We start from the raw sequence: 25366 nt of genomic DNA on the forward strand, positions 1-25366 counted from the left end.
TTTCAATTTTTGTTCAATGTCCAATGGTATGCGCTCGTATAGGCATCCCACATATTTTTATATACACCCTCCGTCACGGACAGCTGTTCATGCTTTCCGCATTGCACAATGCGTCCTTCTTTCATGACGACAATCTGATGTGCGGAGATGATGGAAGAAAGGCGATGGGCAATCACAATGACCGTTTTATCCTTTATCAGTGACTGCAAAGCCATCTGCATTTTATGCTCGTTTTCAGGGTCAGCGAAGGCAGTGGCTTCGTCCAACACCAGTATCGGAGCATTCTTCAATATGGCACGAGCTACACATATCCGTTGGGCTTCACCGCCGGACAGGAATACACCTTTATCGCCTATCCTTGTTTCGTAGCCTTGCGGCAAACGCTCTATGAAATCGTGGCATTGGGCAGCTTTCGCAGCGGCTATCACCTTTTCTTTCGTGGCATCAGGAGAGCCTACGGCGATGTTCTCATAAAGAGTGTCGTAAAAAAGGAAAGTGTCTTGAAAGACGAATGAAACCATATCCATCAGTTTTGCGGTAGCTATTTGGCGTATATCCGCACCGCCTATACATATTTTCCCTTGCACCACATCCCAGAACCGGGGTATCAGGTTGGCAACCGTTGATTTGCCGCTTCCTGACGGACCGACAAGAGCAGTTATCTTTCCTTGTGGTGCAATGAAGCTGACATCACGCAGGGCTTCCGTCCGTGTGCCCTGTTCCGTGTTTTCGTAAGAGAATGACACATGTCGGAATTCCACATCGTAGGCGGCAGGCACTTGCGGATGTTCCGGCTCCGGCACAGATTTCTTTTCAAGTATGCGGTCGATACGGTTTACACCTTCATCGATGTCGCGCGTGTTGCCTCCCAAGAATGTCAGTTTATAAACGGGGGAAGCCATACCCGGTCCCATGATAATGAAGAACAGCCATACTACCGCCAATGACAAGGATTGCGGACTGGCTTGCATCAGCAGGATGCCCACAGGAAGAATAAACGTTACCATCGAATTGAGCAAGACGGTAAAGGCAATCATCCCGTTCTGGTAGGTATCACAGCATTTCAAGGCGAATGTCTTGTATGCCTGAATCTCGGCATTGAACTGACGGAACGAACGGACGCTTTGCCCGAATATCTTGACTACGGGCATTCCCCGTACATACTGCACGGCGGACGCGCTCATCTTTTCCTGCGCATCGTAATAGATGGCCATGAACTCCCTTGCCCTTTTTCCCATGAAATTGGAAAATTGCAGGAATAAGCTAAGCACCACAACGGCCAAGCACACGACTGTCAGCCACACATCCAGCGAGAAAAAGATGACCAGCATTACCACTACCGTTGCCATTACATTGACCAAATCCGGAATGGTATGGGCGATGAAGCCCTCTATTTTCTCGATATTCTGGTCCATTGTTTTCTTGATGGCTCCCGTAGAGGTATTGTTCAAATATCCCAAAGGCAGTTTGCCGATATGTTCAGACAGACGGACACGCAACCCATACAAGATACGGAATGCAGCCACATGTGAGGACATCAGGGCGGCATAGAGCAATATCAATCCGCCAACAAGCCCTCCAAATGCAATCCATCCCCAACGCATCATGTCCGTTCCGTCCAAAGCGGAAAGATTGGAGCCATTCGACAGCAACTCTTTCAAAATTTCATAAACTGCCCAATAAGGCACAAGCATACACACCGCGCTGCCAGCCGACAGCAGACCTGCTAATATAAGCAGACCTTTCCTTTGTCCCGCTATCTCGAACAGACGGGACAAGCCTTCTTTCTTTTTTGATTTCTCCATTGTTATTACGCTATTTTGATGTGATTTTATATCCGAGCAATGAACTGAATTTGTAGCAGAGCCAAGGGATGCGCCCCAATATCTGCCCGAAGAAGAATCCCCAGCGTGAACGGAAGAACTTCATATAGTTAGCCTGTTCAATGAGCTTTAAAGACGGTTCCCATTGTTCCACCACATACCCGTTGCTTATGCCGGAACGGATTTGAGCCTCGTGTTTGCGGAGCGAATCGGGCTTCACACCATGTCGGCTCATTATCGTGCCGCACACGTCAAACCACAATTCACCTCCCCCGAAACGGCTTGCCACGTGATGCAGGAAGGATTTTACTTGCTTCTCGTAGAAGTACATCAGTACCCCCTCCACGATGAAGATAAATTCTGCTTCGGGGTGCTTCCGGCGCAGGTCATCCATCCAGTCGGTCTCCAACAAAGACGCTTCAATATAGACATTGTCCGGCTGTTCGGGTATCAATTCCCGGCGTAGAGCAATGACCTCAGGCAAATCCAAATCATAAAAGACTGCTTTCTGACTTCCGATACGCTGGAAACGGGTATCCAGTCCACATCCCACATTGACCACGACCGGATGCGAATGTGCTTTAATAAATCGGCGCACAGCGCAGTCAAAATACCATCCACGCACCACGCATCCCACTTCGCTCAACTTTGCCCCGTCGAACTGGGAATAATCGTATTCCAAACTGTCCGCCAGCCATTCCGCAGCCTTGTCATATAGAATGGGATTATTCCGGCGGCTTTCTTTGGCTCTCATATATAGCGGAATAAGCAATGTTTCCGCTACAATGCTCTTAAACTCGTATTTCTGTTTCATATTTTGGGATATTTAATAGTGAACGATATTCAGAATTGTTCATAAAAAAAGGAGGAAACCTCCGTGAAGATTTCCTCCTTACCAACCGTTCTGATGCGGTTGAATGTTCGTATGTACGTTGTCTGTATCTCATATCTTGATAATAGCCCTCCAACCTTGGATTTCAAACAGGATATAATCGTGCAAAATAGCCTCCATCTCTTGCCGGGGTACGGAATGCGTCAATAGCTCCTCGAACATCGTGAACATCCATACCGTATGCAAATGAATGATAAAATCGGACACAGCCGTATTGATTTCGGGATGTTTCCGCTGCATGGACGCAAACCACGCCTTAACCAATTCCGTGGAACGGTCGGTATAATTCTCACGGAAGCGTTCCAATGAAGAACCTTGCGCACGGAACAACAGTATTTCCATTAGTGAACGATGTTTGTCTATAAGCGAAACATATTCGTCAATGCAGGATTTCAGGTATTTTTCCGACCGCATCATCATAATATCTTCGCCCCGTATGCCGTGGTGTTCTTGCAGCATGGCTTCCAAAGCGCACAAAACAGGACGGACCACTTCACGGAACAATTCATCTTTGCTCGCGAAGTAGTTATAGATATTCCCGACACCAACACTCGACGATTCCGCTATTTCGCGCATGGAAGTCTTGGAATAGCCTTTCTTCTCGAATTGCTGCCTGGCAATCGTCAATATCCGACCCCTTATGTCCTCTTTCAGCACTTGCATTTATAACGAACAATGTCTGTTTTTAATTTTTTGCAAAAGTATAAGGCTTGAAATTGTCGGGCAATACCTATTTTTAGGGATTTTGCGTCTTCCAAAACATGGGGAACAAGCCGTTTCGGTATGTCCGAAACACAAACTTGCTCCCATAAAAACTTTGCCCCAATGGATACTCCTGTTTCTTTAAGTCAATCGTATTCCATAAAACAAAGTCATACTTCATTCTAAACAAGCTCTAATTTATTAGCAGGCTTATTTGAGCTTGAAGAACGCCACAGGCTACCACACCGATGCCAAATGCTGCCACGCAGGTGCGAAGCGGTTGGATTGTGCCGGACTTCGCTTTTCTTTGCATCACGACGCTTGGAACAGCCGTCACGGGGTCGGCGGATAACGCCACTCCCTGCCACAAGCTGCCACGATTGTGCCAACCCATCGTTTGATGCGTAATGCTCATTTACTTTGCGTCCAAAATCGAGTATCAACATTAAAAACAGTATTGACAATGGAAGTATTGATTTTTCAGAAAGAGGCGTTTGAGGAAATGACGACGAAGTTCAGCCGTTTCTCAGACCGTGTGAACGAACTCCTTGCCAAGCAAGGCAGCAAGTCATTAAACCGTTGGATGGACAACCAAGAGGTCTGCCAACAGTTGAACATCAGTCCGCGCACCTTGCAGACGCTGCGTGACAACGGCACGCTGGCTTATTCGCAGATAAACCACAAGGTGTTTTACCGACCGGAAGATGTGCTGCGCATCGTCAAGCCTGTGGGGAACAAACGTGCGACCAAAAGTATTTGATATTTAAATGACCACTAAATCCAACGTAACAATGAGTGAAATGATTACCAAGAACCATGCGCTTGTCGCCGAGTTCGGCGACAGCCTTGACCGTCTTCTGGACGGCATCGAGAACTTTATGGCAAACAGCCGTCCGACATTGGGAGGTGAACGCTTCCTGACGGACAGGGAGGTGTCGGCACGGCTGAAAGTGAGCCGACGCACCTTGCAGGATTACCGCAACAACGGGGTGGTTTCCTATTACCAGTTGGGCGGCAAGATTCTGTACAAGGAATCAGACATCGAAAGTATGCTTGCCGCCAATTACCGGGAAGCGTTCAGATAGGCTGACGGAAATCCCCTGTAAAACGGTGTAACCCTCAAACGGCGTAAGAGATAGCCTTACACGCCGTTTGAGGGTATCTCATACGCCGTCTGAGGTCTGCTCAATTTCCCGCTCTCTTTCCACGTGACGGGGAGAGCGAAAAGAAAAGGTTGACGGACTGTCTGTTGTTCATGGTCAGCCTGCGCATGATGAACCGCCGGAAAGCCATGCTTTCCCGACCTCTTAACTTGAAGGAAACGGCTATCACCATTTCAAGGCTGTAAACATCGTAGTTTATCCCGTTGTCCTGCCTGATGTACCGCTTCGTTTCGCTTTCCAACAATTCGCCATTCTTGTATATGGCATGGACAGCCTTGCGGATGTGGCAGCCGAACACATTGAACGCATCGGACATTTCCTGCTGCGTCATCCAGACGGGAGCGGTCGGCATGGCAACCGCCCCGTTTTCTGTGATTGTGATTATTCCCCGTTCCATTGTCATGCCTCATATTATTCATTATCAATGTTTGTTTCTTTTGGCAGTTCTTGTCTTTTGTACCATTTGCCCGTTCCGTACATCATTCTGACCGCCATCAGGTTGTCCATGTCCTTTGAAATCTTCTTGTCAGTCACCTCCGCGTACCGCTGGGTGGTCTTTATGCCTGAGTGCCCCATCATCTTGGCGATGCTCTCAATGGGTATGCCCTCCGAAATCAAGAAAGTTCCGAACGAGTGCCTGCTTTGATGGTAGGACAAGTTTTCTTTCCGTCCTATCGCCACGCCCAACTCGTGTATCTCGAACCACATCTCGTCACGGCTCGGAAGCGGAAACACGGGCTTCGTGTCGTCGGTCGTGTTGTAGAGGTCGAGTATCTGCTCCGCTATCGGATGCAGGGGGATGAACGCCTCCACGTTGGTCTTCTTGCGGTTGATGCGGATGTAACGCCTGCCGTCCGCCGTCACGCCGAGATGGTGGGGATGGAGCAGCATGATGTCCACATACGCCAATCCCGTAAAAGTTGAAAACAAAAATGCCCTGCGTCCAAGTTCCTGCAACGGGTTGAGCATCGGGGTTTCAAGAATGGATTTCAGTTCCGCACGGCTGATGTGCCTGTGCTTCGGTGCGGGCTTCTTCTCGTATTCTATGTCCTCCAACGGGTTGGCGCGGAGTATCTCGTAGTCCACGGCGAGGTACACCAGCTTGCTCAGCCAGCACAGGCACTTGTTGATTTGCTGTGCGCTGAAATTCTTGTTGCGCTTCATGAAAGCCTTGTAGGAACTGCCGAACTCCTCCGTGATGTCGCTGAACTCAATGTCCTCCTTGCCCAACGATGTGAGGTAGTCTTTCAGGTATTTCTGGTAATATCCCGAATGGCGGTAGGTGGACGTGGAGTTTATCTCCTTTGAACGGGCAAGCAACCGTTCAAGCTCCCTTTCGCCCATCTGCAGCAGCTTGGTGGGGATGACGGCTTTCCTTGCCAGCGCATTTTTGAGCAGTTCGGCACTCACCACGTTCTGTTTCTTCAACGAATCCTCATAGGCAAGCTCGACGGACTTCTTGAACTCCTGCAAGCGGTTGTTCTCGCGGACGGTACGGGTGGTTCCCTTGCTGCTGTTCCAGTCCTCCGGTCTGCAATAGATGCCGGTGGTTATCGTGGAACTCTTGCCGTCTATGGTGATGCGGCAGAGGACGGCGGTCGTGCCGTCAGCTTTTACCTTGTTACGGTTGATGTACGGTAATATGGAAAATGTACTGCGCATAATGAAATTCTGATTTTAATTGGTTACAAAACAAGTTTCAAGTCTTTGGTCGCCTCGATGTATCTGTCCATGTCCTCAAACAGCTTTTTCGGAGTGACACGGGCATAGACCTGTGTGGTCTGGATGTCGGAATGACCCAGCATCCGGCTGATGGTTTCAATCGGCACTCCGGCTTCCAGCGTAATCAGCGAGGCGAACGAATGGCGTGCCTGATGGTAGCATAAGCTTCCGCTTACCCCTGCAAGGACGGCAAGGGCTTTCATGTGCCGTTTCATATTAGGATGGTGTATCATCGGGAACAATGTCGGACGGCTGTCGTCATGGTACTTCTCAATCAGGGCGAGTGCTTCGGGCAACAGCTTCACGCTTGCCCGAAGCTCGTTCTTCTTGCGGCGGTATTTAAGCCAGAGGTTTCCCTCATCGTCCGTGTAGAGGTTCTCACGGGTAACGCTCACCGCATCCGCATAGGCGGTCCCCGTATAACAGGCAAACAGGAAGAGGTCACGCACAAGGATGTGCGTGGTGCGCCATGCGGGTATCTCCACGTCACGGATTTTCTCGAAGTCCTCACGGCTCAACGCCCTCGGTGTACGCTCTGTCTTTTGCGGTAAGGTGAAATTTGCAAAGAAGCATCTTTCCGCATACCCCTCCTTGTAGGCGATGCGGCAGACTTTTTTCAAGATAGCAAGATAGTGGCGCACGGTATCCACCGCCAAGCCTTTCACGTCCATCACGAAGTTCTGGTAGTCGTGTATGAACTGTTCGGAAAGCTGACCGAAAGCGATGTCCTTCGTCTTGAACTGCCACTCGATGAATTCGCCCAATGTCCTTCTCATGTAGTAATAGCCGGGATAGGTTCCTTTGGCACGGTCGATACCGATACGGGCTTTCAAGTCCTCGCAGATGCGGTCGGTCATCCTCAGCAGGGTCATCTGCGTATCCATACTGCCTTGGAACAAGTCCTTGACCGCCGTTGCGTCGAAGTCCTGCCCACGCTCCACCAACGTATCAAACGCCGCATTGACCGCAAGCAGCAGCTTGTCCAGTTTCGCATTGGTTTCCACCGCCTCGCGGCTCTTGCCGTCCAGACGGCTTTCCCGTGCGTTCCACAACTCCGGCTTGCACGACAGCTTGCATCCGAACTGCGCCATCGTGCGGTTCACTGTGATACGACCCATTATCGGGGCGTTGCCCGATTTGTCCGTTCCGCTCTTTTTCAGGTAGAGCAGCACCTTGAATTTTTCAATCTTCATCGCTTACACTTTTTTGGTTACAAAATTACTTCGTGTGTAAGCATTCCTTGATTTGCAGAACGGTGCGTATCGGCGCAATCGACACGGACTTGCAACAATTTCATTTTCCGTGCGTTACCTGTCCTTGCTTCGGTAACTGACGGCTAACGGCTTGGTAACTGAAATAGCTCAATATTCCGCACTCCGTTGCGTTTCCGGTATTTAGCAGAATAATGAAAAACCGCTCATTTCAAACGGGTTACGTTTCGTTGTTACTCGTTTGTTGACGGCTGCTTTGTGGGTTCTGTTCCACACAAGCCGTCACTCATTCGCCGTGAATATCCTCAACAATGGGGCGAACATCAAGACGGTTGCCAGCCTGCTCGGGCATAGCGGACTGAAACATACGGAGAAATACACCCGTGCGGTGGATAAATTGAAAGAGGAAGCGATAAACAGCCTGCCGGAATTAAAGTTTTAACCATAAAAGACTTACCTTTGCAATTATGGACTTTGAAGCATTAGTAAAACATATCAGCACGATACAAAGCACGTTGCAGGCGCAAGCTGCACACGCTGTAAACCTCGCCCTGACTGCCCGCAACTGGCTCATGGGCTGCTATATCGTGGAGTTTGAACAAAACGGTGAAGACCGTGCCGCATACGGCGAGCAACTGTTGAAGAAACTGGAACAGCGGTTGAATGTCAAAGGACTGAACGAGCGCAGGTTTCGTGAGTTCCGGCGGTTGTACCTCGTTTATCCGCAACTGAAAGAGCCTATCGCACAATACATATTGGCAGGAAGCGAAATTCGGCACACACTGTCCGCCGAATTTGCAGACCCAATTCGGCGGTCGCCAACCGCCGAATCTTCTCAATACATTCAATCGGCTCAAAACAAATGGATTACCCCACCCGAAAAGTTATTTAGCCGCCTATCCTCTACCCATTTGAATGTAATTTCACCCATTGATAATCCTGTAAAACGTGCTTTCTACGAAATGGAAGCCATTCGGGGCTGCTGGTCAGTAAAGGAATTGGAGCGACAAATCAATTCCCTCTATTACGAACGCAGCGGATTATCCCAAAATAAGGAAACCTTGTCTGCCTTGGTGCAGCGGCAAGCCATGCAATTGCAGCCCAAAGACATTATTAACACGCCCGTTACGTTGGAGTTCTTGGGATTGAACGACCGTGCTTTGGTAACGGAAAACGACTTGGAGCAATCCATTCTGGACAACCTGCAACGCTTCCTGTTGGAAATGGGACATGGCTTCTGCTTCGAAGCACGCCAAAAGAGAATCCTGATAGACGGGGATTATTTCTTTGCCGACCTCGTGTTTTACCACCGCATTTTGAAATGCCATGTCATCGTGGAATTGAAGATAGACAAGTTCCGCCACGAATACGCTTCGCAACTGAACCTATATCTTAACTACTTCAAGGCGGAAGTGATGCAACCCGACGACAATCCGCCTGTCGGCATCCTGCTTTGCACCGAGAAGGGCGACACGTTGGTAAAATACGCCACTGCCGGATTAGACCCGAACATCTTCGTGCAAAAGTATATGATAGAACTTCCCACTGAAGAGGAAATTAAGAAGTTCATTTCAACTGCAAACTATTAGCAATAAAAAACACTACTGGCGAAAAGAAGGAAAGCCATTCTTTCTCTTTTCGCCAGCACGTTTATTACTGCCAACAAGAATAGGTTTAGGTTAGTTTGGATGTATATACAAAAGACAGAACTAAACCGTAAATGCAGACGATAATTATAGCAAGTCACTTATGATACATTCTGTTCTTCCAAGACTATATTAGCATCATTATCGCATTTTTCAGGCTTAATCCGCTCTATACGACGAATATGTTTTGCCCTATTAGCTATAATTAACGGTACACGCTCGACAACAACAACCGATGTGTCAAGCCCCAACGCACTCGGTTCTCCAATGCCTATCTTTCTAATTAAGGCATAAAGGCTCATCAGCAAATTTTGTCGGCGGTTACGGGAATCTTCAGGATAATATATCCGGTGGATAATAATAAAGCGAAAATCACCCGGTATGCCATTCTTATGCAATGAAGGATAAGAGCTTGTTAGTTCTACTTCACCATCCGCAACAAGGTCATCAACTACTTGTCGTAAATAAAGGCTCACGCGCGGTTCTATACGAAAACCTATACGCATGGTTATACTAAACAATGTCCCTTTTATTAATGTGGAACAATTATATTCAAGTGTGTCTGGTGTATCCACAAATTCAAGGTTAATAAGCCAATAATGATCTGCCCGTTTAGGCTGCTTATTAATTATGGAATACAACAATTTATCGTCCACACAACCTTCTTTGTCTGCATGATTCACATAGACAAGATTAGAAGCATATTTGGATATGCTTTCGTCCGCCTTAATATCAGAAATAATGTTGTAGTATTCACTTAACCGTTTGGAAGACATATGTTTTCGACGAATTTTGTTGGCACTTACCCATACAAACATGATAAAACATAATAATCCACCTATTAACAACGTAAACCAACCTCCGACCATAAATTTGGACAGGTTTGCAGCAAGGAAAATACCTTCAATAACACAATATCCGCCGACAAACAGTATTGATAGAATGCGTGGAATGTTATGCATATGCAAATAGAATCCCAACAACAATGTTGTCATCAACATTGTAATAGTTATGGCAAGTCCATAAGCGGCTTCCATGTGGGTGGAATCTCGAAACAACAATATAGTAAATATTACTCCAATATACATTACAAGGTTTACCATTGGAATAAATGACTGACCTTTTACGTTGGTAGGGTGCTTAATACGCATACGAGGCCAGAAATTCAAGTTCATAGCTTCACTCAATATGGAAAATGAACCGCTTATTAGAGCTTGGCTCGCAACAATAGCTGCCCCGGTAGCCATTGCTATGGAAAACAACAGTATTTCTTGTGGCATGATTGAATAAAATGGGTTCACTGTACCTTCTGCACTTTCCGGATGATGCAATACCCACGCTCCTTGCCCCAAATAATTTAGAATAAGCATCACCTTTACAAATATCCAACTGACCGTAATATTTCGTCTGCCACAGTGCCCTAAATCAGAGTATAAGGCTTCTGCACCAGTGGTACACAAGAAAACGGCACCCAATATCAGAAACCAGTGGGGGGATTCCACTAATAACCGTATGGCATAGTAAGGATTGAATGCCTTGAATACTTGAGGATAGGAAGTCAGACTGATAGCTCCGGCGATTCCAAGAAGCAGGAACCAAAGTAGCATAAATATGCCAAATGACCGTCCTATATTTTCTGTACCAAAACGCTGAACGAAAAATATAATGGTAATAATGGTCAGTGTAATAGGAATCACAGGCAGATGCGGACTGATACTTTCAAGTCCTTCTATGGCAGTTGTGACCGTAATGGCTGGAGTGATAATACCATCAGCAAGCAAAGTGCTCGCACCGATAATGGCAATGATGTAAATCCACCTTCTTCTGTGGCGGCGTAAAAGGGCATAAAGCGCAAGTATGCCACCCTCCCCGTTATTGTCGGCACGGAGAGCCACCAGCACATATTTCACCGTAGTCTGAAGAGTAAGCGTCCATATGATACAAGACAATGCGCCTAAAACATAATTTTCATCAAGAGCTTCTCCAGTATGAATGATGGCTTTCATAACATAGAGTGGCGATGTTCCAATGTCACCAAAAACAATACCCAATGTGATGAGTAACCCGGCAAATCCAAGTTTATGTTGAATATTGCCTTCTTTTGATAGGTTTGCCATAAAAAGTAGTTTTTTGTTCTACATATATTTGTTTTCCTTTTAAGCGGCGCAAATATAAAATAAAATCTTAACAATAAGATTTCACTTTTCTTTTTTCGTGAAAAATATCATATAAACCTTGACGATGGTCAAGGCTTGTCTAAAAAAATAGTCTGTTTGAATTACGTATAACTATTAAACTCAAAAGCCGAAGTTATGGGACTTATCCTTCACCTCGGCTTTTTGCTATTTACTGATTTCCTAACCTATCAGCTTCCTTTTTCAACTGCTCAGTGCTCATTAAGCAGCTTTGCCCGTTCCAAGGCTTCCGCCTGCCTGCGGCAACGTTCCTCAAAATCTAGTACCGAATCCGTCAGGCTGCGGATGAAACGCTCGTCCCGCTCCCACTTGAATTTGTTCTCCAGCCTTTCAAGGGTATTCCCGTCTGCCTGTCCCTGCATCAACAGATAACGGTATTTCATGTCGTTGTCCTGCAACTGCCCCATCCGTTCAGTCAGACGGACATTCAGGGACAGGGAAGTGGCGCAGACAATCAAACCTGCCGAAAAGAGGAATAGTTTCGGACGTACCAAAGAAGTTACTTTGTTGTAAATCCACCGATGAAACGGTACGGGGTTAGCTTCTTCTTTTTCTGCCATGCGCTCATCATGGTACCGCTTCATTGTTTCCAGCATTTCCTTGAGACAGCCGAAAGTGGCTACTACATAATTCTTGACCTCCCCGAAAGATTGCCGTTGTTCCTGTCCTGATTTCCGCAGTTCGGCAAGCCGGGTCAGGATGTCTTGCAACTCTTTTTCGGGAACCGCCGGGCTCCTGCGTAACTCAGACAATGCCCGTTCTATAGCCTCCAGTCGGGAAAGGGTTTCCTCGCGTCCGGCTGGCGTCACCTGCGCTTCCTGCTTCTCCTTCAGTTCCGTGACCATGGAGAGAAGCCCCTCTAAAATCAAATTTTCTTCCATATCCGTTTACAGTTTAAGTTGTCTTTTCTTTTTCTTCTTCTTTTTTCTCAGACTCCAGTCAATTTCTTCGTCCGATGGAGCAGACGGCGAAACATCGAACAAGCTGAACAAGCCGCCCATTGAAGGGCTGTCGTTCCTTTGCGGTGTTTGCTCAGGCTCCAAAATAGGTGCGTAAACTATCTGCTGGCGGCTATTTTCTACGGTTTCCATTCCTGCGTTCCCGAAATGCTTATCCAGCTTGGAGAAGCTGAAACTGCGGTCTATTTCCGAACCTTTGAACGTATAGGCACCTTTGGTGAAGGAGATGCCCTGCACCTCGTCAGCGGTAAAATATATTCAGAGCAGCACAGACGGAACTTTGACATAAAGGATGATATTTTAAGGGTGGAGAATGACCCTGTCGATGAAAGCAGGCTGAACCTGACTATAAACAGGAAGCCGATAGCCGACTGGTTTAGGGAACAATGGCACAGGCTTAGATATGGAACAAAAATACTACAACAAGAAGAAAGGAAAGGCAGAGGATTTAAAATATAATCATACAATATTTTGACTACTTTTTTATTATATAATCTCTATAATATTAATCTAAACTCTGATTAAATGTTTAAAATTGAGACTATTTTTTACTTAGTCCTGCAAAAATATATATATTTGCAGCAGAAATAATGATTCTATTCTCTGTTATCATTGAATTTATATTCCGATAATTTTATTCGGTGCATAAAATCAGAATAATGGAGAATCTTAGTTTTTATAAATCACTTTATGACTTTTGATTATTATGGAATATAAAGTAGAGTATATATACAACGGTAAAAAAAATACACATTATGTATCATTTGAAAATATCAAGAATCTTACATCGAATGATATTCTACTTTCCATTCAAATGGAATTAAAAAGATTTCTTAGATATAATTATCTAACAGATACATTACAAATTTTATCTTGTATCCCTCTTAATAAAAAATAACTTTTAAAAAAGCATATCCTCTAATTGATAAGGCAGTTTATAACCATAAGCTAATGAGTTATTAATATTTCTTTCAATACTATGTTGATATTCTAATGACTTATCAGATATTTCTTTTGTAAGAAATTTGATAAGCATTTCTTTATGTTTGCGCTTATCATACAATTCTTTTGCTCGATTTCTAATTTCAGCTGTTTTTTTTATAGCTTCTTGATGATAAGAAGTTAAGTCTCCAAAACTTGCAAGCATATCCTCCCAAGGACAGAATCCTCTATCGTGAAAAATTTCTTCACGAAAAATAGGTAATATACTATCGATATAGATATCTTGTATATTTTTAATCTTTCTATCTCCACGATAACAAACCCAAGCTACATCATCATCACCAGGTTTGTATATATGCCCTGTTACTACTTCTACGCTATAAGAATCTATAACTTTTTGAATATCAATATTATCAATATAATCATCCACATTATTAAGTATATCATATTCATTCTTCAATTTTTTATGCAACTCATTAACAATTAATTGTGGCTGACAATAATATAAAATAGAAATGTCACTATGTAGTAAATTCTCTTGATGTGTTAGAAGTTCATCTTTATAATTAGAAATAGTATTAAGCGCATATGCTTCAACCTTTCCTGTAATTGTAGATTTTCTAACTTTGAAAGCCACAAACATATTAACTCGTGGATCCTTGACAAAAGAATTTCTTATATGAAAGAAAACATCACGTTTATATAATACCATGATATAACCATATTTTCTGGTTTTATCATACGATTTAATAATTCCCACATACGGATATGGAGATATCGTTACAGATGGAGAAATATACTTTTTAGACATAACTCTTTAATAAAATACATTTATATAGAAATAAAAGTATGAAAGACTTGATTTATCAATAATTAAATCAATGTTCTTTACAAACATTATTATTAATAATTAATTTGATTTTGGACTCCAATATGTTTTTTCAATAACATTCCTAATAAAATCTTCATTATCCGTTTTTGAATTAAGCCAAGTATATTGGTTTTTCATTTTCTTATAACAATTCTTGCACAAAGGTAAATTTGAGATTCTACATTCTTTAAAATTATTGTCTATATTTCTAACAAGTACGGTCTTTTGTCTTGATTTTCGATACGCTATGGTTAAGTCACCGGATTTTATAAATTCATCAATTGTTTTACATCTACAAATATGAAATCTTGGAACTTCATGCTCCAGATCTAGATTATAATCTCGCTTATAAACAAATACTCTCTGTTTTTTTATGGTATATTTAACACCATCCCAAACTCTCGTTTTTACATAAATAGAGTTCTCGTTAAATTCTACATCTTTATTTATTATGTCATTATAAGTAATATCATCAGTAGAACTTTCTATTTCATGGTTTGATAACTTATTGTATGACAATAAAGAATTATTATATTTTTCAATTTCTTTTAAAAGTAAAGTCATCTCATCTCTAAAAATAATATATGGCGCTCCGTATTCCCAAGTCAGTTTTTCGATATACAAATCTACCTGATTTAACCAAGCATCATCTTTTATATTTGAATTGACAAGATTCATTATCTTATCTTTAGTTTTATCTATCTTATCTTTAAATTTCTTAGCTTTCGCTTCTAGTACTTTAGGATCTTTATTATTTCTAATTTCTTTCTCAATAAAAGAAAGTTCCTCAAATGAAGAATTTATAATAAAGTCTTCCGTATATAATGGTTCAAGATTAGAGTCTATAGATAATTTATCTTGTTTGGAATTAAAATATGTATCATAAATATTGGGACAGAATCGTTTTATGTAAAATATTTTATATCTTCTTGAATTAAGAAATAATAGCATAATATATAATGAGGTAAAAAATGCAACACCTATAATTTGCAATGTTTTATCACTGTAATTATCAATAAACAGAAACGAAACTGACATTAATATCATAAATATACCATAAACATGTATCTTTGTTTTTTCCGATAATTCCATAAATATTCATTTATTAAAATCCTAATCACACTATAAAAAATAAAAGAACCAACCGTACATATCTTTATTCAAAATAATTCTGCTGTCATACAAATAATTGGTATAGTTAATTTCCTCAAAAATACATTCTTAATATATTCAAGCAAAACATATGAAAGACTTTTTATAAAGAGAATGACTCTATTTAAGGATAACTGGGAACATTTGGGGAACAAAAAGATATAGCAAAAAGAGCCAAGTATTTAATTATCAAATACTTAGCTCTTTTTCTTGTACCCAGACCCGGGGTCGAACCGGGATGGATGTTACTCCACTGGTGTTTGAGACCAGCGCGTCTACCGATTCCGCCATCTGGGCAACTTGAGATTGTTTCTCGATTGCGGATGCAAAGGTAGGTACTTTTTATGAAACTGCCAAATTATCGGGCATGTTTTTTCTAAAAATATAGTTTCACCCGCTTATCATAAGTTCCTTACTCACCTCCCAACATCACCCAAAGAAAGTTTCCTATCTCTTTCCGGAGACAGGAAACTTCTATGTATCAATGCTTATTTCTGCAGTTCATTGTCATTGGTCAACAACTTACCCTGGTATTCACCGGTCAGTGTCTGCAGGAAGGCTACCAACTGCTTCGTTTCCTGTTCCGACAAGTCCACGCCCACTTCATACTTAGCCATCGCCTTGACAGCCTCATCAAGCGTAGCCTGTGTACCGTCATGGAAGTAAGGAGCTGTCAGAGCAACGTTACGCAAGCCTGGTACTTTAAAGCGGTGTCTGTCACGCTCATTGTTCGTTTCTTTGAAACGTCCGTTATCCTCCACAGTCAGTTCGGTTCCTCTATCCGCAAAATAATCGTGCTTGATACCCAACAGTTCATACGACTGTCCACCCATGTTCTCACCCACGTGACAGGTAGCACAGTTATACTTCTTGAACAGGTCATAACCGGCCAGTTCTTCTGCCGTCATTGCTGAATCATCTCCTTTCAGGTATTTATCAAAACGGGAATTAGGAGTGAGCAAGGTTCTTTCGAATTCCTGGATAGCGTCGGTAATGTTCGCCTGATTGAATCCATCCGGATATACTTCCTTGAATGCTTTGGCAAAATCAGCATCGGCATTCAGCTTTTCGCAGATTTCATCGAACGAAGTGTTAGCCATCTCTACCGGATTCAAGGGAGGACCTGCAGCCTGGTCGGCCAAAGTAGCGGCACGTCCGTCCCAGAACTGTACAAAATTATAATGCGCGTTATATACAGAAGGAGCGTTCACACCGCCGAACTGTCCACCAACTCCTTCCGAATACTGCTTATTATCCACACCACCGGTATTCAGACCGTGGCAAGAAGAACAGGAAACCGTATTGTCCGATGACAGACGGACATCGTGGAAAAGCAGGTTACCCAGAATTACCTTCCGCATATCTACGGCTACCGAATCCTGAATCGGACGGATGGCTTCATTACTCCATTTCGCATCGGCCAGCAGGTTCGGATAGAAAGCCTCACGCTGGTTCTTCACCCAGGCCAATGCCATCTGTTTCTCTGTATCGCTAAGCGAAGCTCCCCAATGAATCAGGTAATATTTGGCCATCGGCATGGTACCGTCCAGAATCACTTTCTCCACCTTTGCCAAATCGACTTCGCTGACCTTCTCCCCCTTTTTCAAGGCTTCCACCATCGGAACCATATCGAAGGAACGGTAAGCCAGCTGGACATCCTCTTTGACCAGCTTCCCGGCTACAGGGAAATTCGCATAAAACGGCAATTCAGGATTTGCCGCATGACACGCCATACAACCACTGCTCTCGATGATTTCCGCCATCTGAGCATTACTGTCCAGGCTGGCCGAAGGCGCCTTATTCACCATCCGGTATACACCGAAAAGTACCGCAGCCGCCACCAACACCGACAGGACAATTTTTGAACTTTTCTTCATAACTTGTTAGTTAGAGTTAAACAACTTGGTAAATTTATCACTTGTGAATATCTATTCAGGAACGGTTATACAAATGCACGCTCTCTTGGGCAGACGGCAGATAGTTTACCCCATACCAGCACATCTGAAGAGAGAGGAATGAAACAATCAGTATCCAATAAAGGGTATGGGGAGACGAACGCCGGAACAACCGCAGGTGGATATACAGCAAATATCCGGCCCAGGTAAAGGCCGCCCAAGTCTCTTTCGGGTCCCAGCTCCAGTAATGCCCCCATGCAGCCTTTGCCCAAATCGCACCTGTAAGCATCCCGATGGTTAAGAAAGCGACTCCGGTATATACCAGATTATCGGCCGCCGTCAGATAATTCTCCTGATGACGGAACAAACCCATACATGCCAAGATAAAGGCACATCCCAATACGGAATAAGAAAACATGTAAACCGTCACATGAGGAACAAACCAGAAACTCTGCAAGGCAGGCATCAGTGACTGGTCATGAATTTCCGGTTTGAGGATGTTGAGCAAAGCAAACACAATCCCCACCACCGCAGAAAAAGCCAAAATCCAACGGTACTTCCATCGGAGATAGGTCAGCAACCCCGATACTCCCATAAAAAAAGAATACCAAAGACGCGTTTCACCCATAGTACGAAGCGGAGGACGCTGCAGACTTATCCAGAAACCCACTATAAAAGTACCGAACACCAATGTACCCGCTACACTTAACATGATTGCCCAACGGCTTCGCTTACCGGAAACCAAAGCCGCTCCCGCTCCTACTATCCAAAGAAGAGCCGCAACCATGGCAAACCAGTGAAAGTTATCCCACGTAATCATATCAAGAATCGTTTAATCAACATTTAAAATACGACTATCTCCTCCGGAAAGAACAGACTTACTGTTTCTATCCGGGCCACCCAGGAACAAGAGAAAGCCTCCACATAACATCATCACGATGCCCGCCAGCATGACATACTTCAAGGGCTCACGTACAATCTGTACCACACAATATGCCGGTTCGGACGACTGAACATCGTACGAAGTAAGGTAATAGTCTTCTCCCCAACCTGCAGAATACGGATGATTCACTTCCAGATGGACAGGTTTTCCATCGAGAGAAACTTCCGCAAAGAAATACCGGGGAGTCCCGTTATCATAATGTTCTACCGTGAATCGGGTCAGCTGCAGCGGTTTATCCAGAAACACTCTCTCTCCTTCCGAAGTAAAGGCTTCATTGTTCGGAGCATCCCGGAATACCGGAATGCGCAACGTCTGTTCACTGGCACTACCGATGAACCCGGCAAAAAGCGCCAGCCACAATCCGGCATGGTTCAAGACAAAACGCCAACGATTTCTGCCAGGAATAAAACACCTGCGTAACGTCACCAGACCCAAATGAGTAAGTAAGCCGAACAATCCGGTGACAAAAATCCACGAGGACATGAAGTTATAGCAACCTAACAAAGAAAATACCCCCTGTCTTTCGGCGGCTTCACGGGCCGATAGCTGAGGAAACAAACCGATTACCAGGCATCCTACCAGAAACCAACCCAATGTCCATCGGGTAGCGGCAGGAGAAAGCAACATACGAACAATGGCCGTAGTACGTAACTCCTTATAACCGTACCACATCAGAGCCATCCATAGCAATGCCATGACAGCATCCAGGGGAAAAGCAAAGAAGCCGAATGGAAAATTCCCCAATATACATTGCATTGCCACCGATAACAGAAGTGACAATAAGAATAGTAAGTTAGTCGTCAAGTTCATTCATCTTTGGTTGGTGAAACAGTTGCAAAGATAAAAACTTATTTGATATTATTACAATTTTCAAGTACGTAAAAAATAAGAAAAACAGACAAAAGGCGGATGTTATCCCTCCCAAGACTACCCGACATCACCAACAAATGAACTGGAGAGATAAACAAAAAGCCAAAGACATCCGTTTCTAAATGCCTCCAGATTAAGTTTCAGCTGATAAAAAGAAAAAAGCCAAGCGATTGAAAACTCAACAGCTTAGCTTTTCCACGTACCCAGACCCGGGGTCGAACCGGGATGGATGTTACTCCACTGGTGTTTGAGACCAGCGCGTCTACCGATTCCGCCATCTGGGCATTTCTTAATTCCGCTGCAAAGATACATAAAGTTTCAATTCCTACAAGCTTTTATGTCAAAAATGTGAAAATAAAATTTATCTAATACAAATTGGAAGGGCCTGAAAGGGTTTCTATCAAAATAAAAACTACCTTAGCATAAACTTTAAGCTATACCTGTTTTTATGAACAACAACTACTACTGTATCATCATGGCCGGAGGAACAGGACGTAGATTCTGGCCATATAGTCGGAAAGCACTTCCCAAACAATTCCTGGATTTCTTTGGGACCGGACAGACGATGTTGCAACAAACGTATGAACGATACAAGCAGATTGTTTCTCCGGAAAACATCTATATCACTACACACTCCGATTACCGTGACATCGTATTGAAACAGCTACCTGATGTACGCGAAAACCAACTCATTGTAGAAGAAGAAAGAAGAAATACGGCACCTTCCATCGCTTATGCCGCCCATGTTCTCATGAACATCAACCCGAATGCTACCATGATTGTAGCCCCATCGGACAATCTTATCATGAGACCGGAAGCATTCAAGGAAGCCATGCTGAAAGGACTGGATTTTGCTTCCAGGTCCGAAAAACTGGTAAACATCGGTATCAAGCCGACTTACCCTGAAACGGGATATGGATACATCCAGATTGACGAAGAGGAAGAATGCGGATTCCACAAGATTAAGACTTTCATTGAGAAGCCTGCCGGAGAATTTGCCAAAATGTTCGTCGAAAGCAACGAGTTCTATTGGAACACCGGTATCTTCATCTGGCATGTCAAGACCATTCTAGAAGCTTTCCACAACATCATGCCGGATATTTGTCCACGCGTAGAAGCAGACATGCCGGACTTCCGGACTTGCCCAAACAGTTCCATCGACACCCGTGTATTGGAGAAGTCGGACAATGTCTATGTACAGGTCTGTGATTTCGGTTGGGCCGACATCGGTACGTGGAAGTCGCTGTACGACAACCTGCCGAAAGACAGGAACAAGAATGTCATCATCAACAGCGATACTTTGCTATACAATTGCAAGAACAACATTATCCAACTTCCAGAAGGGAAACTGGCCGTTATTCAGGATTTGGACGGTTATCTGGTAGCAGAACAAGGAAACGCCCTCATCATTTGTAAAAAAGACGACCAACAAAGCTTACGGAAATTTGTCAACGATGTAGAGATGAAATTCGGTGAAAAATACCTCTGACAGGTTCTGATTCACCGTGAGACAGGAAACGCCCGGTATATTGAAAAAAATCGTATACCGGGCGTCTTCACCTTTCTGAGTATTTCAATCAATATTCAAAGGTAATTCCCAATGTCGGCAATAGAGTACCGCTTTCCTGAGGCAGATACTTCATGACATAACGTTGCTCGGACAAAGGAGCTTCCGGATTTTCAATCACCCCTGTACTCATCAGGACATCAGCCTGTTTCAGCTTGTTGGCAGTAATATTCTGCAAATCCAGATAGAAACCTAACATACACTTTTTCCAATAGAAGACCTTATCTACCCGAATATCCAGTTTGGCATACGAAGACAGGCGTTCCGCATTATACCGCGTATAATCATAATAGCCTCTCCCCTGAGCATCCCACGCCTCTACCAAAGAAGACTTGTCTACATCGTAAGGAGTATAGGGAGAACCGCCTATCCAACTGACCCGTAAACCGACACTCCAGTGCTTAGGAAAATTATAAGTACCACTCGCATTCCAGATAAACTGATTGTCCCATGCGGAAGGCAGGTACTCACCGGAGTCCGATTGTCTGAACTCGCTTTTGAAGAAGGTCAACGAAGAGGCAAGGTTCAACTTCTGTCGGAGCAGCCATCGGAACATCAGTTCTACTCCATACGCCCGGCCCTGAGCCACGGATACCAGCCGTTCATTACCGACTACGCCATAATCATTACCTTTGCACGCCAACGGAATACCGTCGACCATCGAAAGGGGCATGTGGTCGTAACCTTTGTAAAAGCCTTCGGCTGTCAGTTCCATCGACTCATTCGGCCTCCACGCCAACCCCAGACTTTCTTGAGTTACAGAGGTATATTTCAAGGAACGGTTGACATACATTCCGTCAGCATCCTTAAATCCCAAGGCTGTATAAGGAGGAAGCTGATAATACAATCCCATGTGTCCACTCAAGTACCATCCGTCCGCCAGACGGTAAGAAACCGACATTCGCGGAGAAAGCTGACGCCACAATTCCTTCATGCGGCTGTTGTAATTGTTACCATCCGTACGTACACCCAAAGAAGCCGTAAAGCGTTCATCCACTCCGGTATAATTTAACGAGGCATACAATCCCCACCGGATAATATCCAAAGCCGTCCGATAATCTGTTACCGACAGGCTGTTGCCATACACACGCTGATAAGTATGGTTGGTATACTGCAGATACCCCAACTCGATGCCTGCATCCAGTTTCCAGCGTTCCCAGGTAGAGGTATTGTCCAACCGCAACTGGGTCTCCTGTTCTACCGACCCCAGATTCAATGTCAGATTCTCCGGCCGGCTATCATCATTGTCCCGATACTTGAGGTTACGGTTATTCAGATAGCTGTGGCTAAGTGTCACAGACTGTACATGCCGTCCGGCATAATGACGGTACACCCCTCCCACCGTAAAGGTTTCCTGATTGATTTCAGGCAGATAGCTCAACAGGTATTCAGCATCTTCTCCTTCCAGACCAAGATTCAGTTTCATACGGTCGATGCCGCCCAATCCCAATATCGTCAGTTCATTGTAGGCATTGAAACGTGTCTTCAGTTTGAAGGAAGCATCTGTATAGGCAGGCAAGAACGGAAGGCCCAGAATCTTGAACAACATCTGCAGGTACGACTGGCGGACAGACACCAGGTAAGAAGTCTTCTTTCCCAGATGACCGTTGGAAGTCAGAGCCACCTCCGATGCACCCAACGTAGCCTTCACTGAATTGTGTTCCATATCGCCATCGCGCAACTGAAAATCCAGCACGGAACTCAAGGCATTGCCCCGACTAACCGGAAACGACCCGCTATAGAAGCGAACATTCCGAATCAAGTCCGCATCAATCAGCCCGACAGGTCCACCGGAAGCACCTTGTGTACTGAAGTGATTGATATTCGGTATCTCTATCCCATCCAGATAGAAACTGTTCTCGGAAGGACCGCCGCCACGGACTATCAAGTCGTTCCGGTAACCGATGGGCGAAAAGGCAACACCCGGATAATTCTGAACCACCCGAGAAATATCACGGTTGGCACCGGGTACTTTTTCGATTTCCTGCAGACCGATGACACGCAGACTGACAGGGCTCTCCGTCACCCGTGGAAACGGAGTAGCGGTAACGGTCACCTCCCCCAGCATCTCCTCATCCTCTTCCATCTCTATCTGGATGTGCGGAGTCAAGTGATTCACCCGATATTCAGCCGTATAGACCGTCTTGTAACCCAAGAACGAAGCCTGCAGCCGATAGATACCCGGAGGAATCTGTTCGATGACAAATTTTCCTTCCGCATCGGTAGATGAGCCTTGTGGCAATCCTACCACCACCACGTTTACCAGCTCCAGTGGCTTACGCGTGAAACGGTCGATTACCGTTCCCTCTATCCGTCCGTTTTGCGCCCAGGCGACGGCGATTGCCAACCACCATAGACATATCCAACCTACAATAAACTTTTTCATGTTTCCTTTCTGCTAATGTCCTTCAAGTTAGCAAGATTCCTCCAATCTTCCAACAAACACTACCAATTAAAAAAGCCACCCCGCAAAACAGGATGGCTTTCTTCAATATATCAAAGGAGAAAATTCAGGCACCGGCTTTCCAAGCGCTGTTGATGGCAGCAGCTACAGCCTTGAACTCATCGTCGGTCAATTTCAGTTTCGGATTAGAGAACAGCATATCCGATTCCTTCTGCATCGGAATCAGATGAATGTGTGCATGAGGTACTTCCAGACCGATAACGGCTTCGCCGACCTTCTTGCAAGGGAAAGCTTTCTGAATAGCCAGTGCCACATGTTTTGCAAAAACATGCATGGCAGCCAGTTCTTCGTCGGTCAAATCATAGATGTAGTCTACTTCACGCTTCGGCACTACCAGGGTATGTCCCTTTGCCAACGGATTGATATCCAGAAAAGCGTAAAACCGGTCATCCTCTGCTACCTTGTAGCTGGGAATCTCGCCTGCAATAATTTTACTGAATATTGTTGCCATATAATTAAGAATTAAAAAGGCAAGCCTGTATGCACAGACCTGCCTTACCGTTAAAATGATATTCCTGTAACTTCCAAACTGATTTTACCCTGCGGAATAGTGATTTCGGCGATGTCACCTACTTTCTTACCCAACAGACCTTGAGCAATCGGGGTATTCACAGAAATCTTACCCTGCTTCAGATTTGCTTCGCTCTCAGACACGATGGTATAAGCCATCTTCATGCCTGTCTTGACATTCTTCAGCTCTACACGGGTCAGAATCTGCACGGTATCGGCCTTCAGCTTGGAAGTATCGATAATCTTCGCATCGCTGATGGTTGCCTTCAACTGGTTAATCTTCATCTCCAGCATACCCTGTGCTTCTTTCGCAGCATCGTATTCTGCATTTTCGGACAAGTCTCCCTTATCTCGTGCTTCGGCAATGGCAGCCACAATCTTCGGACGTTCCACTGCTTCCAGCTGCTTCAATTCGGCTACCAGCTTCTGATAACCTTCTTCTGACATATACGCCATAATTTTTCCTCCTTAAAACTTCGTTTATTTAAATTTATATAATTCTACGCCTATAAACAAAAAAGAATTCCGACATCTTCATAATGCCGGAACCCTTTTCCTATTTAACTGAGGCAAAGATATATTTTTTTATTCTATCCGCCAAATTCCAGTCTATCTATTTTCGAATACTTTTCATATCATAACAGACTTTTGATGGCTTCCTCCAGATTTGTCTTTTCATCGACACGTACACTCAATTCATTGTTACGGTTCACCAGGAAAGCAGTCGGCAACTGGGTAACTCCATACAGATTGACATAAGTGGAATAAGATCCCTGCGGGTCGCGGACACAAATCCAAGGCAAGTTATCGGCTGCCGTCTTCCAGAAATGCTCGTTGGCATCCAAAGAGACCTGATAGATTTCCAATCCCTGCGCCGCATATTTAGTATAGATTTCGCGCAAAGCCAAATTATGCGCTCCCGAGGTGGGCGTACTGTAAGCCGTAAAGTCAATCAGCACCACTTTCCCCTTCAGATCTGTCAGGTGACGCACATTTCCCTGGATGTCCATCAACGGTATATCAATGATAGAAGCTTCCTTTACGACTCCTTCGGGCAGTTCCATTTCCTTGGTCTGGGGTTTACGGGTGTTTTTCATCCCCTTAATAACCATATTATATAGGTTACGCGAACGGTCGGCGTGCGGATATTGATTGTTCAGACTGGTCGCTACCGCAGCAAAGCATTTTATATCTTCCCGATTAGTCAACGGGTCGAAAATCATGTAACCGTTCAATGTCTGGAACAAGGCAAAATAAGCATACGTCATGTTCGGCCCCTTAAAGATGTAGTTATGTTTCACCTGATCCTTGTACGCATTGACCAGAGTCATCAGGCTGTCCTGAATGTCGCCGGCAGGAAGTCCTGACTGTGACAAGCGGTCTACGTTAGCCTGTAAATCGGCCTGAAGCAATACCAGTTCCTTGATTTTCGTATTATTTTCAGATCCTTCCACCTGATAGGCCGTCGCAAAATTCGGATAATCGGCCTTGAATGTAACCGTTTCTGTAGAATCTACCGAAAAATTGATGACCTTGTCATCGATACGCAATCGGTAATATTCCGGAGACATCGGACGGGCCTGAGAAAAGCGGAAAGTTCCGCTATTGTCCAGTTCGACAGAATCCAACGGAACAATTCCTTCCAATCCGCTTTGTTCAAGATATAACATCTTATCGGCAGCCCCCGATACTTCACCTTCCACCTTGAAACCAGGCTCCTTCTGACAGGAAACCAGTCCTGCAGCCAATAAGGCTACAGCCATATACACATTTCTTTTCATTGCAAACAAATCATTTGACGGCACTTACCGTTCATACTAAAATTCGAGGTGCAAAGAT

The 25366-nt window shown here is 44.5% G+C and carries 21 protein-coding genes, 2 tRNA genes and 4 pseudogenes; 7 read left to right on the forward strand and 20 right to left on the reverse strand.

Annotation, left to right across the window (positions count from 1 at the left end):
• Window positions 1–2: 2 nt before the first annotated feature.
• The 3 genes from C510_RS0104270 to C510_RS0104280 all read right to left on the reverse strand — a co-directional run bounded on the left by C510_RS0104270 (window position 3) and on the right by C510_RS0104280 (window position 3378).
• On the reverse strand, window positions 3–1805 hold the full coding sequence (locus C510_RS0104270; protein WP_018710099.1) for an ABC transporter ATP-binding protein: 1803 nt from the start codon (window positions 1803–1805) through the stop codon (window positions 3–5).
• Between the two features lie 10 nt (window positions 1806–1815).
• On the reverse strand, window positions 1816–2637 hold the full coding sequence (locus tag C510_RS0104275; protein ID WP_018710100.1) for a class I SAM-dependent methyltransferase: 822 nt from the start codon (window positions 2635–2637) through the stop codon (window positions 1816–1818).
• A 129-nt stretch (window positions 2638–2766) separates the two neighbouring features.
• Window positions 2767–3378 carry a TetR/AcrR family transcriptional regulator gene (locus C510_RS0104280; protein WP_018710101.1) on the reverse strand — a complete coding sequence of 204 codons (612 nt, stop codon included), beginning with the start codon at window positions 3376–3378 and terminating at the stop codon, window positions 2767–2769.
• Window positions 3379–3631: 253 nt separating this feature from the next.
• On the opposite strand from C510_RS0104280, the gene C510_RS17295 reads away from it, so the two are divergent.
• The 3 genes from C510_RS17295 (at window position 3632) to C510_RS0104295 (ending at window position 4502) form a co-directional block, all read left to right on the forward strand.
• The gene (locus C510_RS17295; RefSeq protein WP_154651947.1) at window positions 3632–3769 is read left to right on the forward strand and encodes a hypothetical protein; all 138 of its coding nucleotides are present in this window, start codon (window positions 3632–3634) and stop codon (window positions 3767–3769) included.
• A 111-nt stretch (window positions 3770–3880) separates the two neighbouring features.
• Window positions 3881–4177, forward strand: a complete 297-nt coding sequence (locus tag C510_RS0104290) for a helix-turn-helix domain-containing protein (RefSeq protein ID WP_018710103.1) — start codon at window positions 3881–3883, stop codon at window positions 4175–4177.
• A gap of 31 nt (window positions 4178–4208) precedes the next feature.
• On the forward strand, window positions 4209–4502 hold the full coding sequence (locus tag C510_RS0104295) for a helix-turn-helix domain-containing protein (protein WP_025892239.1): 294 nt from the start codon (window positions 4209–4211) through the stop codon (window positions 4500–4502).
• Window positions 4503–4602: 100 nt separating this feature from the next.
• On the opposite strand, the gene C510_RS0104300 is transcribed toward C510_RS0104295, so the two are convergent.
• Genes C510_RS0104300 through C510_RS0104310 form a run of 3 tightly spaced genes read right to left on the reverse strand, consistent with a single transcriptional unit; the run spans window position 4603 to window position 7495 of the window.
• Complete coding sequence (locus tag C510_RS0104300; protein WP_018710105.1) at window positions 4603–4977, reverse strand: hypothetical protein; 375 nt, start codon at window positions 4975–4977, stop codon at window positions 4603–4605.
• Between the two features lie 14 nt (window positions 4978–4991).
• Complete coding sequence (locus tag C510_RS0104305) at window positions 4992–6242, reverse strand: site-specific integrase (protein ID WP_018710106.1); 1251 nt, start codon at window positions 6240–6242, stop codon at window positions 4992–4994.
• A gap of 23 nt (window positions 6243–6265) precedes the next feature.
• Window positions 6266–7495: a site-specific integrase gene (locus C510_RS0104310; protein WP_018710107.1), complete on the reverse strand. Its 1230-nt coding sequence runs from the start codon at window positions 7493–7495 to the stop codon at window positions 6266–6268.
• 289 nt (window positions 7496–7784) lie between these two features.
• On the opposite strand from C510_RS0104310, the pseudogene C510_RS0104315 reads away from it, so the two are divergent.
• A pseudogene (locus tag C510_RS0104315) lies at window positions 7785–7955 on the forward strand (tyrosine-type recombinase/integrase); the annotation flags it as partial.
• Between the two features lie 25 nt (window positions 7956–7980).
• On the forward strand, window positions 7981–9102 hold the full coding sequence (locus tag C510_RS0104320) for a PDDEXK nuclease domain-containing protein (RefSeq protein WP_026320095.1): 1122 nt from the start codon (window positions 7981–7983) through the stop codon (window positions 9100–9102).
• 158 nt (window positions 9103–9260) lie between these two features.
• On the opposite strand, the gene C510_RS0104325 is transcribed toward C510_RS0104320, so the two are convergent.
• From C510_RS0104325 to C510_RS16840, 3 genes and pseudogenes are all read right to left on the reverse strand, one after another.
• Window positions 9261–11276 carry a KUP/HAK/KT family potassium transporter gene (locus C510_RS0104325; RefSeq protein ID WP_018710110.1) on the reverse strand — a complete coding sequence of 672 codons (2016 nt, stop codon included), beginning with the start codon at window positions 11274–11276 and terminating at the stop codon, window positions 9261–9263.
• Between the two features lie 229 nt (window positions 11277–11505).
• Window positions 11506–12235: pseudogene (locus tag C510_RS16105) on the reverse strand (hypothetical protein).
• A gap of 6 nt (window positions 12236–12241) precedes the next feature.
• A pseudogene (locus C510_RS16840) lies at window positions 12242–12553 on the reverse strand (mobilization protein); the annotation flags it as partial.
• A gap of 3 nt (window positions 12554–12556) precedes the next feature.
• On the opposite strand from C510_RS16840, the pseudogene C510_RS16845 reads away from it, so the two are divergent.
• Window positions 12557–12772, forward strand: a pseudogene (locus C510_RS16845) (mobilization protein); the annotation flags it as partial.
• 442 nt (window positions 12773–13214) lie between these two features.
• Here C510_RS16845 and C510_RS0104340 read toward each other — a convergent pair.
• The 7 genes from C510_RS0104340 to C510_RS0104370 form a co-directional block, all read right to left on the reverse strand.
• Window positions 13215–14066, reverse strand: a complete 852-nt coding sequence (locus tag C510_RS0104340; protein WP_154651948.1) for a S1 domain-containing protein — start codon at window positions 14064–14066, stop codon at window positions 13215–13217.
• 99 nt (window positions 14067–14165) lie between these two features.
• Window positions 14166–15218, reverse strand: coding sequence for a hypothetical protein (locus C510_RS0104345; protein WP_040365986.1), 1053 nt, complete (start codon window positions 15216–15218; stop codon window positions 14166–14168).
• 273 nt (window positions 15219–15491) lie between these two features.
• Window positions 15492–15575: transfer RNA gene (locus C510_RS0104350), tRNA-Leu, on the reverse strand.
• A 191-nt stretch (window positions 15576–15766) separates the two neighbouring features.
• A complete protein-coding gene (locus tag C510_RS0104355) occupies window positions 15767–17155 on the reverse strand; it encodes a cytochrome-c peroxidase (RefSeq protein ID WP_018710115.1) in 1389 nt (462 codons plus the stop codon).
• Window positions 17156–17210: 55 nt separating this feature from the next.
• On the reverse strand, window positions 17211–17993 hold the full coding sequence (ccsA, locus tag C510_RS0104360) for a cytochrome c biogenesis protein CcsA (protein ID WP_018710116.1): 783 nt from the start codon (window positions 17991–17993) through the stop codon (window positions 17211–17213).
• Between the two features lie 12 nt (window positions 17994–18005).
• On the reverse strand, window positions 18006–18926 hold the full coding sequence (locus tag C510_RS0104365) for a cytochrome c biogenesis ResB family protein (protein ID WP_022339232.1): 921 nt from the start codon (window positions 18924–18926) through the stop codon (window positions 18006–18008).
• A 260-nt stretch (window positions 18927–19186) separates the two neighbouring features.
• A tRNA-Leu gene (locus tag C510_RS0104370) sits at window positions 19187–19270 on the reverse strand.
• Window positions 19271–19434: 164 nt separating this feature from the next.
• Between C510_RS0104370 and C510_RS0104375 the strand changes: the two genes are divergently transcribed.
• A complete protein-coding gene (locus tag C510_RS0104375; protein ID WP_018710118.1) occupies window positions 19435–20475 on the forward strand; it encodes a mannose-1-phosphate guanylyltransferase in 1041 nt (346 codons plus the stop codon).
• 88 nt (window positions 20476–20563) lie between these two features.
• Here the strand turns inward: C510_RS0104375 and C510_RS0104380 are convergent, their stop codons facing one another.
• The 4 genes from C510_RS0104380 to C510_RS0104395 form a co-directional block, all read right to left on the reverse strand.
• Window positions 20564–22939, reverse strand: a complete 2376-nt coding sequence (locus C510_RS0104380) for a TonB-dependent receptor (protein ID WP_025892235.1) — start codon at window positions 22937–22939, stop codon at window positions 20564–20566.
• 124 nt (window positions 22940–23063) lie between these two features.
• Window positions 23064–23468: an HIT family protein gene (locus C510_RS0104385; RefSeq protein WP_018710120.1), complete on the reverse strand. Its 405-nt coding sequence runs from the start codon at window positions 23466–23468 to the stop codon at window positions 23064–23066.
• A gap of 50 nt (window positions 23469–23518) precedes the next feature.
• Window positions 23519–23983 (reverse strand): transcription elongation factor GreA, encoded by a 465-nt coding sequence (greA, locus tag C510_RS0104390; protein ID WP_025892234.1) that lies wholly within the window; start codon window positions 23981–23983, stop codon window positions 23519–23521.
• A 179-nt stretch (window positions 23984–24162) separates the two neighbouring features.
• The gene (locus tag C510_RS0104395) at window positions 24163–25308 is read right to left on the reverse strand and encodes a TlpA disulfide reductase family protein (protein WP_026320097.1); all 1146 of its coding nucleotides are present in this window, start codon (window positions 25306–25308) and stop codon (window positions 24163–24165) included.
• Window positions 25309–25366: the final 58 nt, after the last annotated feature.

This window comes from Phocaeicola barnesiae DSM 18169 = JCM 13652 (assembly GCF_000374585.1).
Lineage (GTDB): Bacteria > Bacteroidota > Bacteroidia > Bacteroidales > Bacteroidaceae > Phocaeicola > Phocaeicola barnesiae.

What these genes read in the sequence shown, in the direction of transcription:
- C510_RS0104305 (WP_018710106.1), bottom strand. Translation starts at nt 6,242, where the DNA reads ATGCGCAGTACATTTTCCATATTACCGTACATCAACCGTAACAAGGTA.
- C510_RS0104395 (WP_026320097.1), bottom strand. Translation starts at nt 25,308, where the DNA reads ATGAAAAGAAATGTGTATATGGCTGTAGCCTTATTGGCTGCAGGACTG.
- C510_RS0104310 (WP_018710107.1), bottom strand. Translation starts at nt 7,495, where the DNA reads ATGAAGATTGAAAAATTCAAGGTGCTGCTCTACCTGAAAAAGAGCGGA.
- C510_RS0104355 (WP_018710115.1), bottom strand. Translation starts at nt 17,155, where the DNA reads ATGAAGAAAAGTTCAAAAATTGTCCTGTCGGTGTTGGTGGCGGCTGCG.
- C510_RS0104275 (WP_018710100.1), bottom strand. Translation starts at nt 2,637, where the DNA reads ATGAAACAGAAATACGAGTTTAAGAGCATTGTAGCGGAAACATTGCTT.
- ccsA (WP_018710116.1), bottom strand. Translation starts at nt 17,993, where the DNA reads ATGATTACGTGGGATAACTTTCACTGGTTTGCCATGGTTGCGGCTCTT.
- C510_RS0104290 (WP_018710103.1), top strand. Translation starts at nt 3,881, where the DNA reads ATGGAAGTATTGATTTTTCAGAAAGAGGCGTTTGAGGAAATGACGACG.
- C510_RS0104345 (WP_040365986.1), bottom strand. Translation starts at nt 15,218, where the DNA reads ATGGAATTATCGGAAAAAACAAAGATACATGTTTATGGTATATTTATG.
- greA (WP_025892234.1), bottom strand. Translation starts at nt 23,983, where the DNA reads ATGGCGTATATGTCAGAAGAAGGTTATCAGAAGCTGGTAGCCGAATTG.
- C510_RS0104365 (WP_022339232.1), bottom strand. Translation starts at nt 18,926, where the DNA reads ATGAACTTGACGACTAACTTACTATTCTTATTGTCACTTCTGTTATCG.
- C510_RS0104340 (WP_154651948.1), bottom strand. Translation starts at nt 14,066, where the DNA reads ATGTCTAAAAAGTATATTTCTCCATCTGTAACGATATCTCCATATCCG.
- C510_RS0104300 (WP_018710105.1), bottom strand. Translation starts at nt 4,977, where the DNA reads ATGGAACGGGGAATAATCACAATCACAGAAAACGGGGCGGTTGCCATG.
- C510_RS0104380 (WP_025892235.1), bottom strand. Translation starts at nt 22,939, where the DNA reads ATGAAAAAGTTTATTGTAGGTTGGATATGTCTATGGTGGTTGGCAATC.
- C510_RS0104320 (WP_026320095.1), top strand. Translation starts at nt 7,981, where the DNA reads ATGGACTTTGAAGCATTAGTAAAACATATCAGCACGATACAAAGCACG.
- C510_RS0104280 (WP_018710101.1), bottom strand. Translation starts at nt 3,378, where the DNA reads ATGCAAGTGCTGAAAGAGGACATAAGGGGTCGGATATTGACGATTGCC.
- C510_RS0104270 (WP_018710099.1), bottom strand. Translation starts at nt 1,805, where the DNA reads ATGGAGAAATCAAAAAAGAAAGAAGGCTTGTCCCGTCTGTTCGAGATA.
- C510_RS0104385 (WP_018710120.1), bottom strand. Translation starts at nt 23,468, where the DNA reads ATGGCAACAATATTCAGTAAAATTATTGCAGGCGAGATTCCCAGCTAC.
- C510_RS0104325 (WP_018710110.1), bottom strand. Translation starts at nt 11,276, where the DNA reads ATGGCAAACCTATCAAAAGAAGGCAATATTCAACATAAACTTGGATTT.
- C510_RS0104375 (WP_018710118.1), top strand. Translation starts at nt 19,435, where the DNA reads ATGAACAACAACTACTACTGTATCATCATGGCCGGAGGAACAGGACGT.
- C510_RS0104295 (WP_025892239.1), top strand. Translation starts at nt 4,209, where the DNA reads ATGAGTGAAATGATTACCAAGAACCATGCGCTTGTCGCCGAGTTCGGC.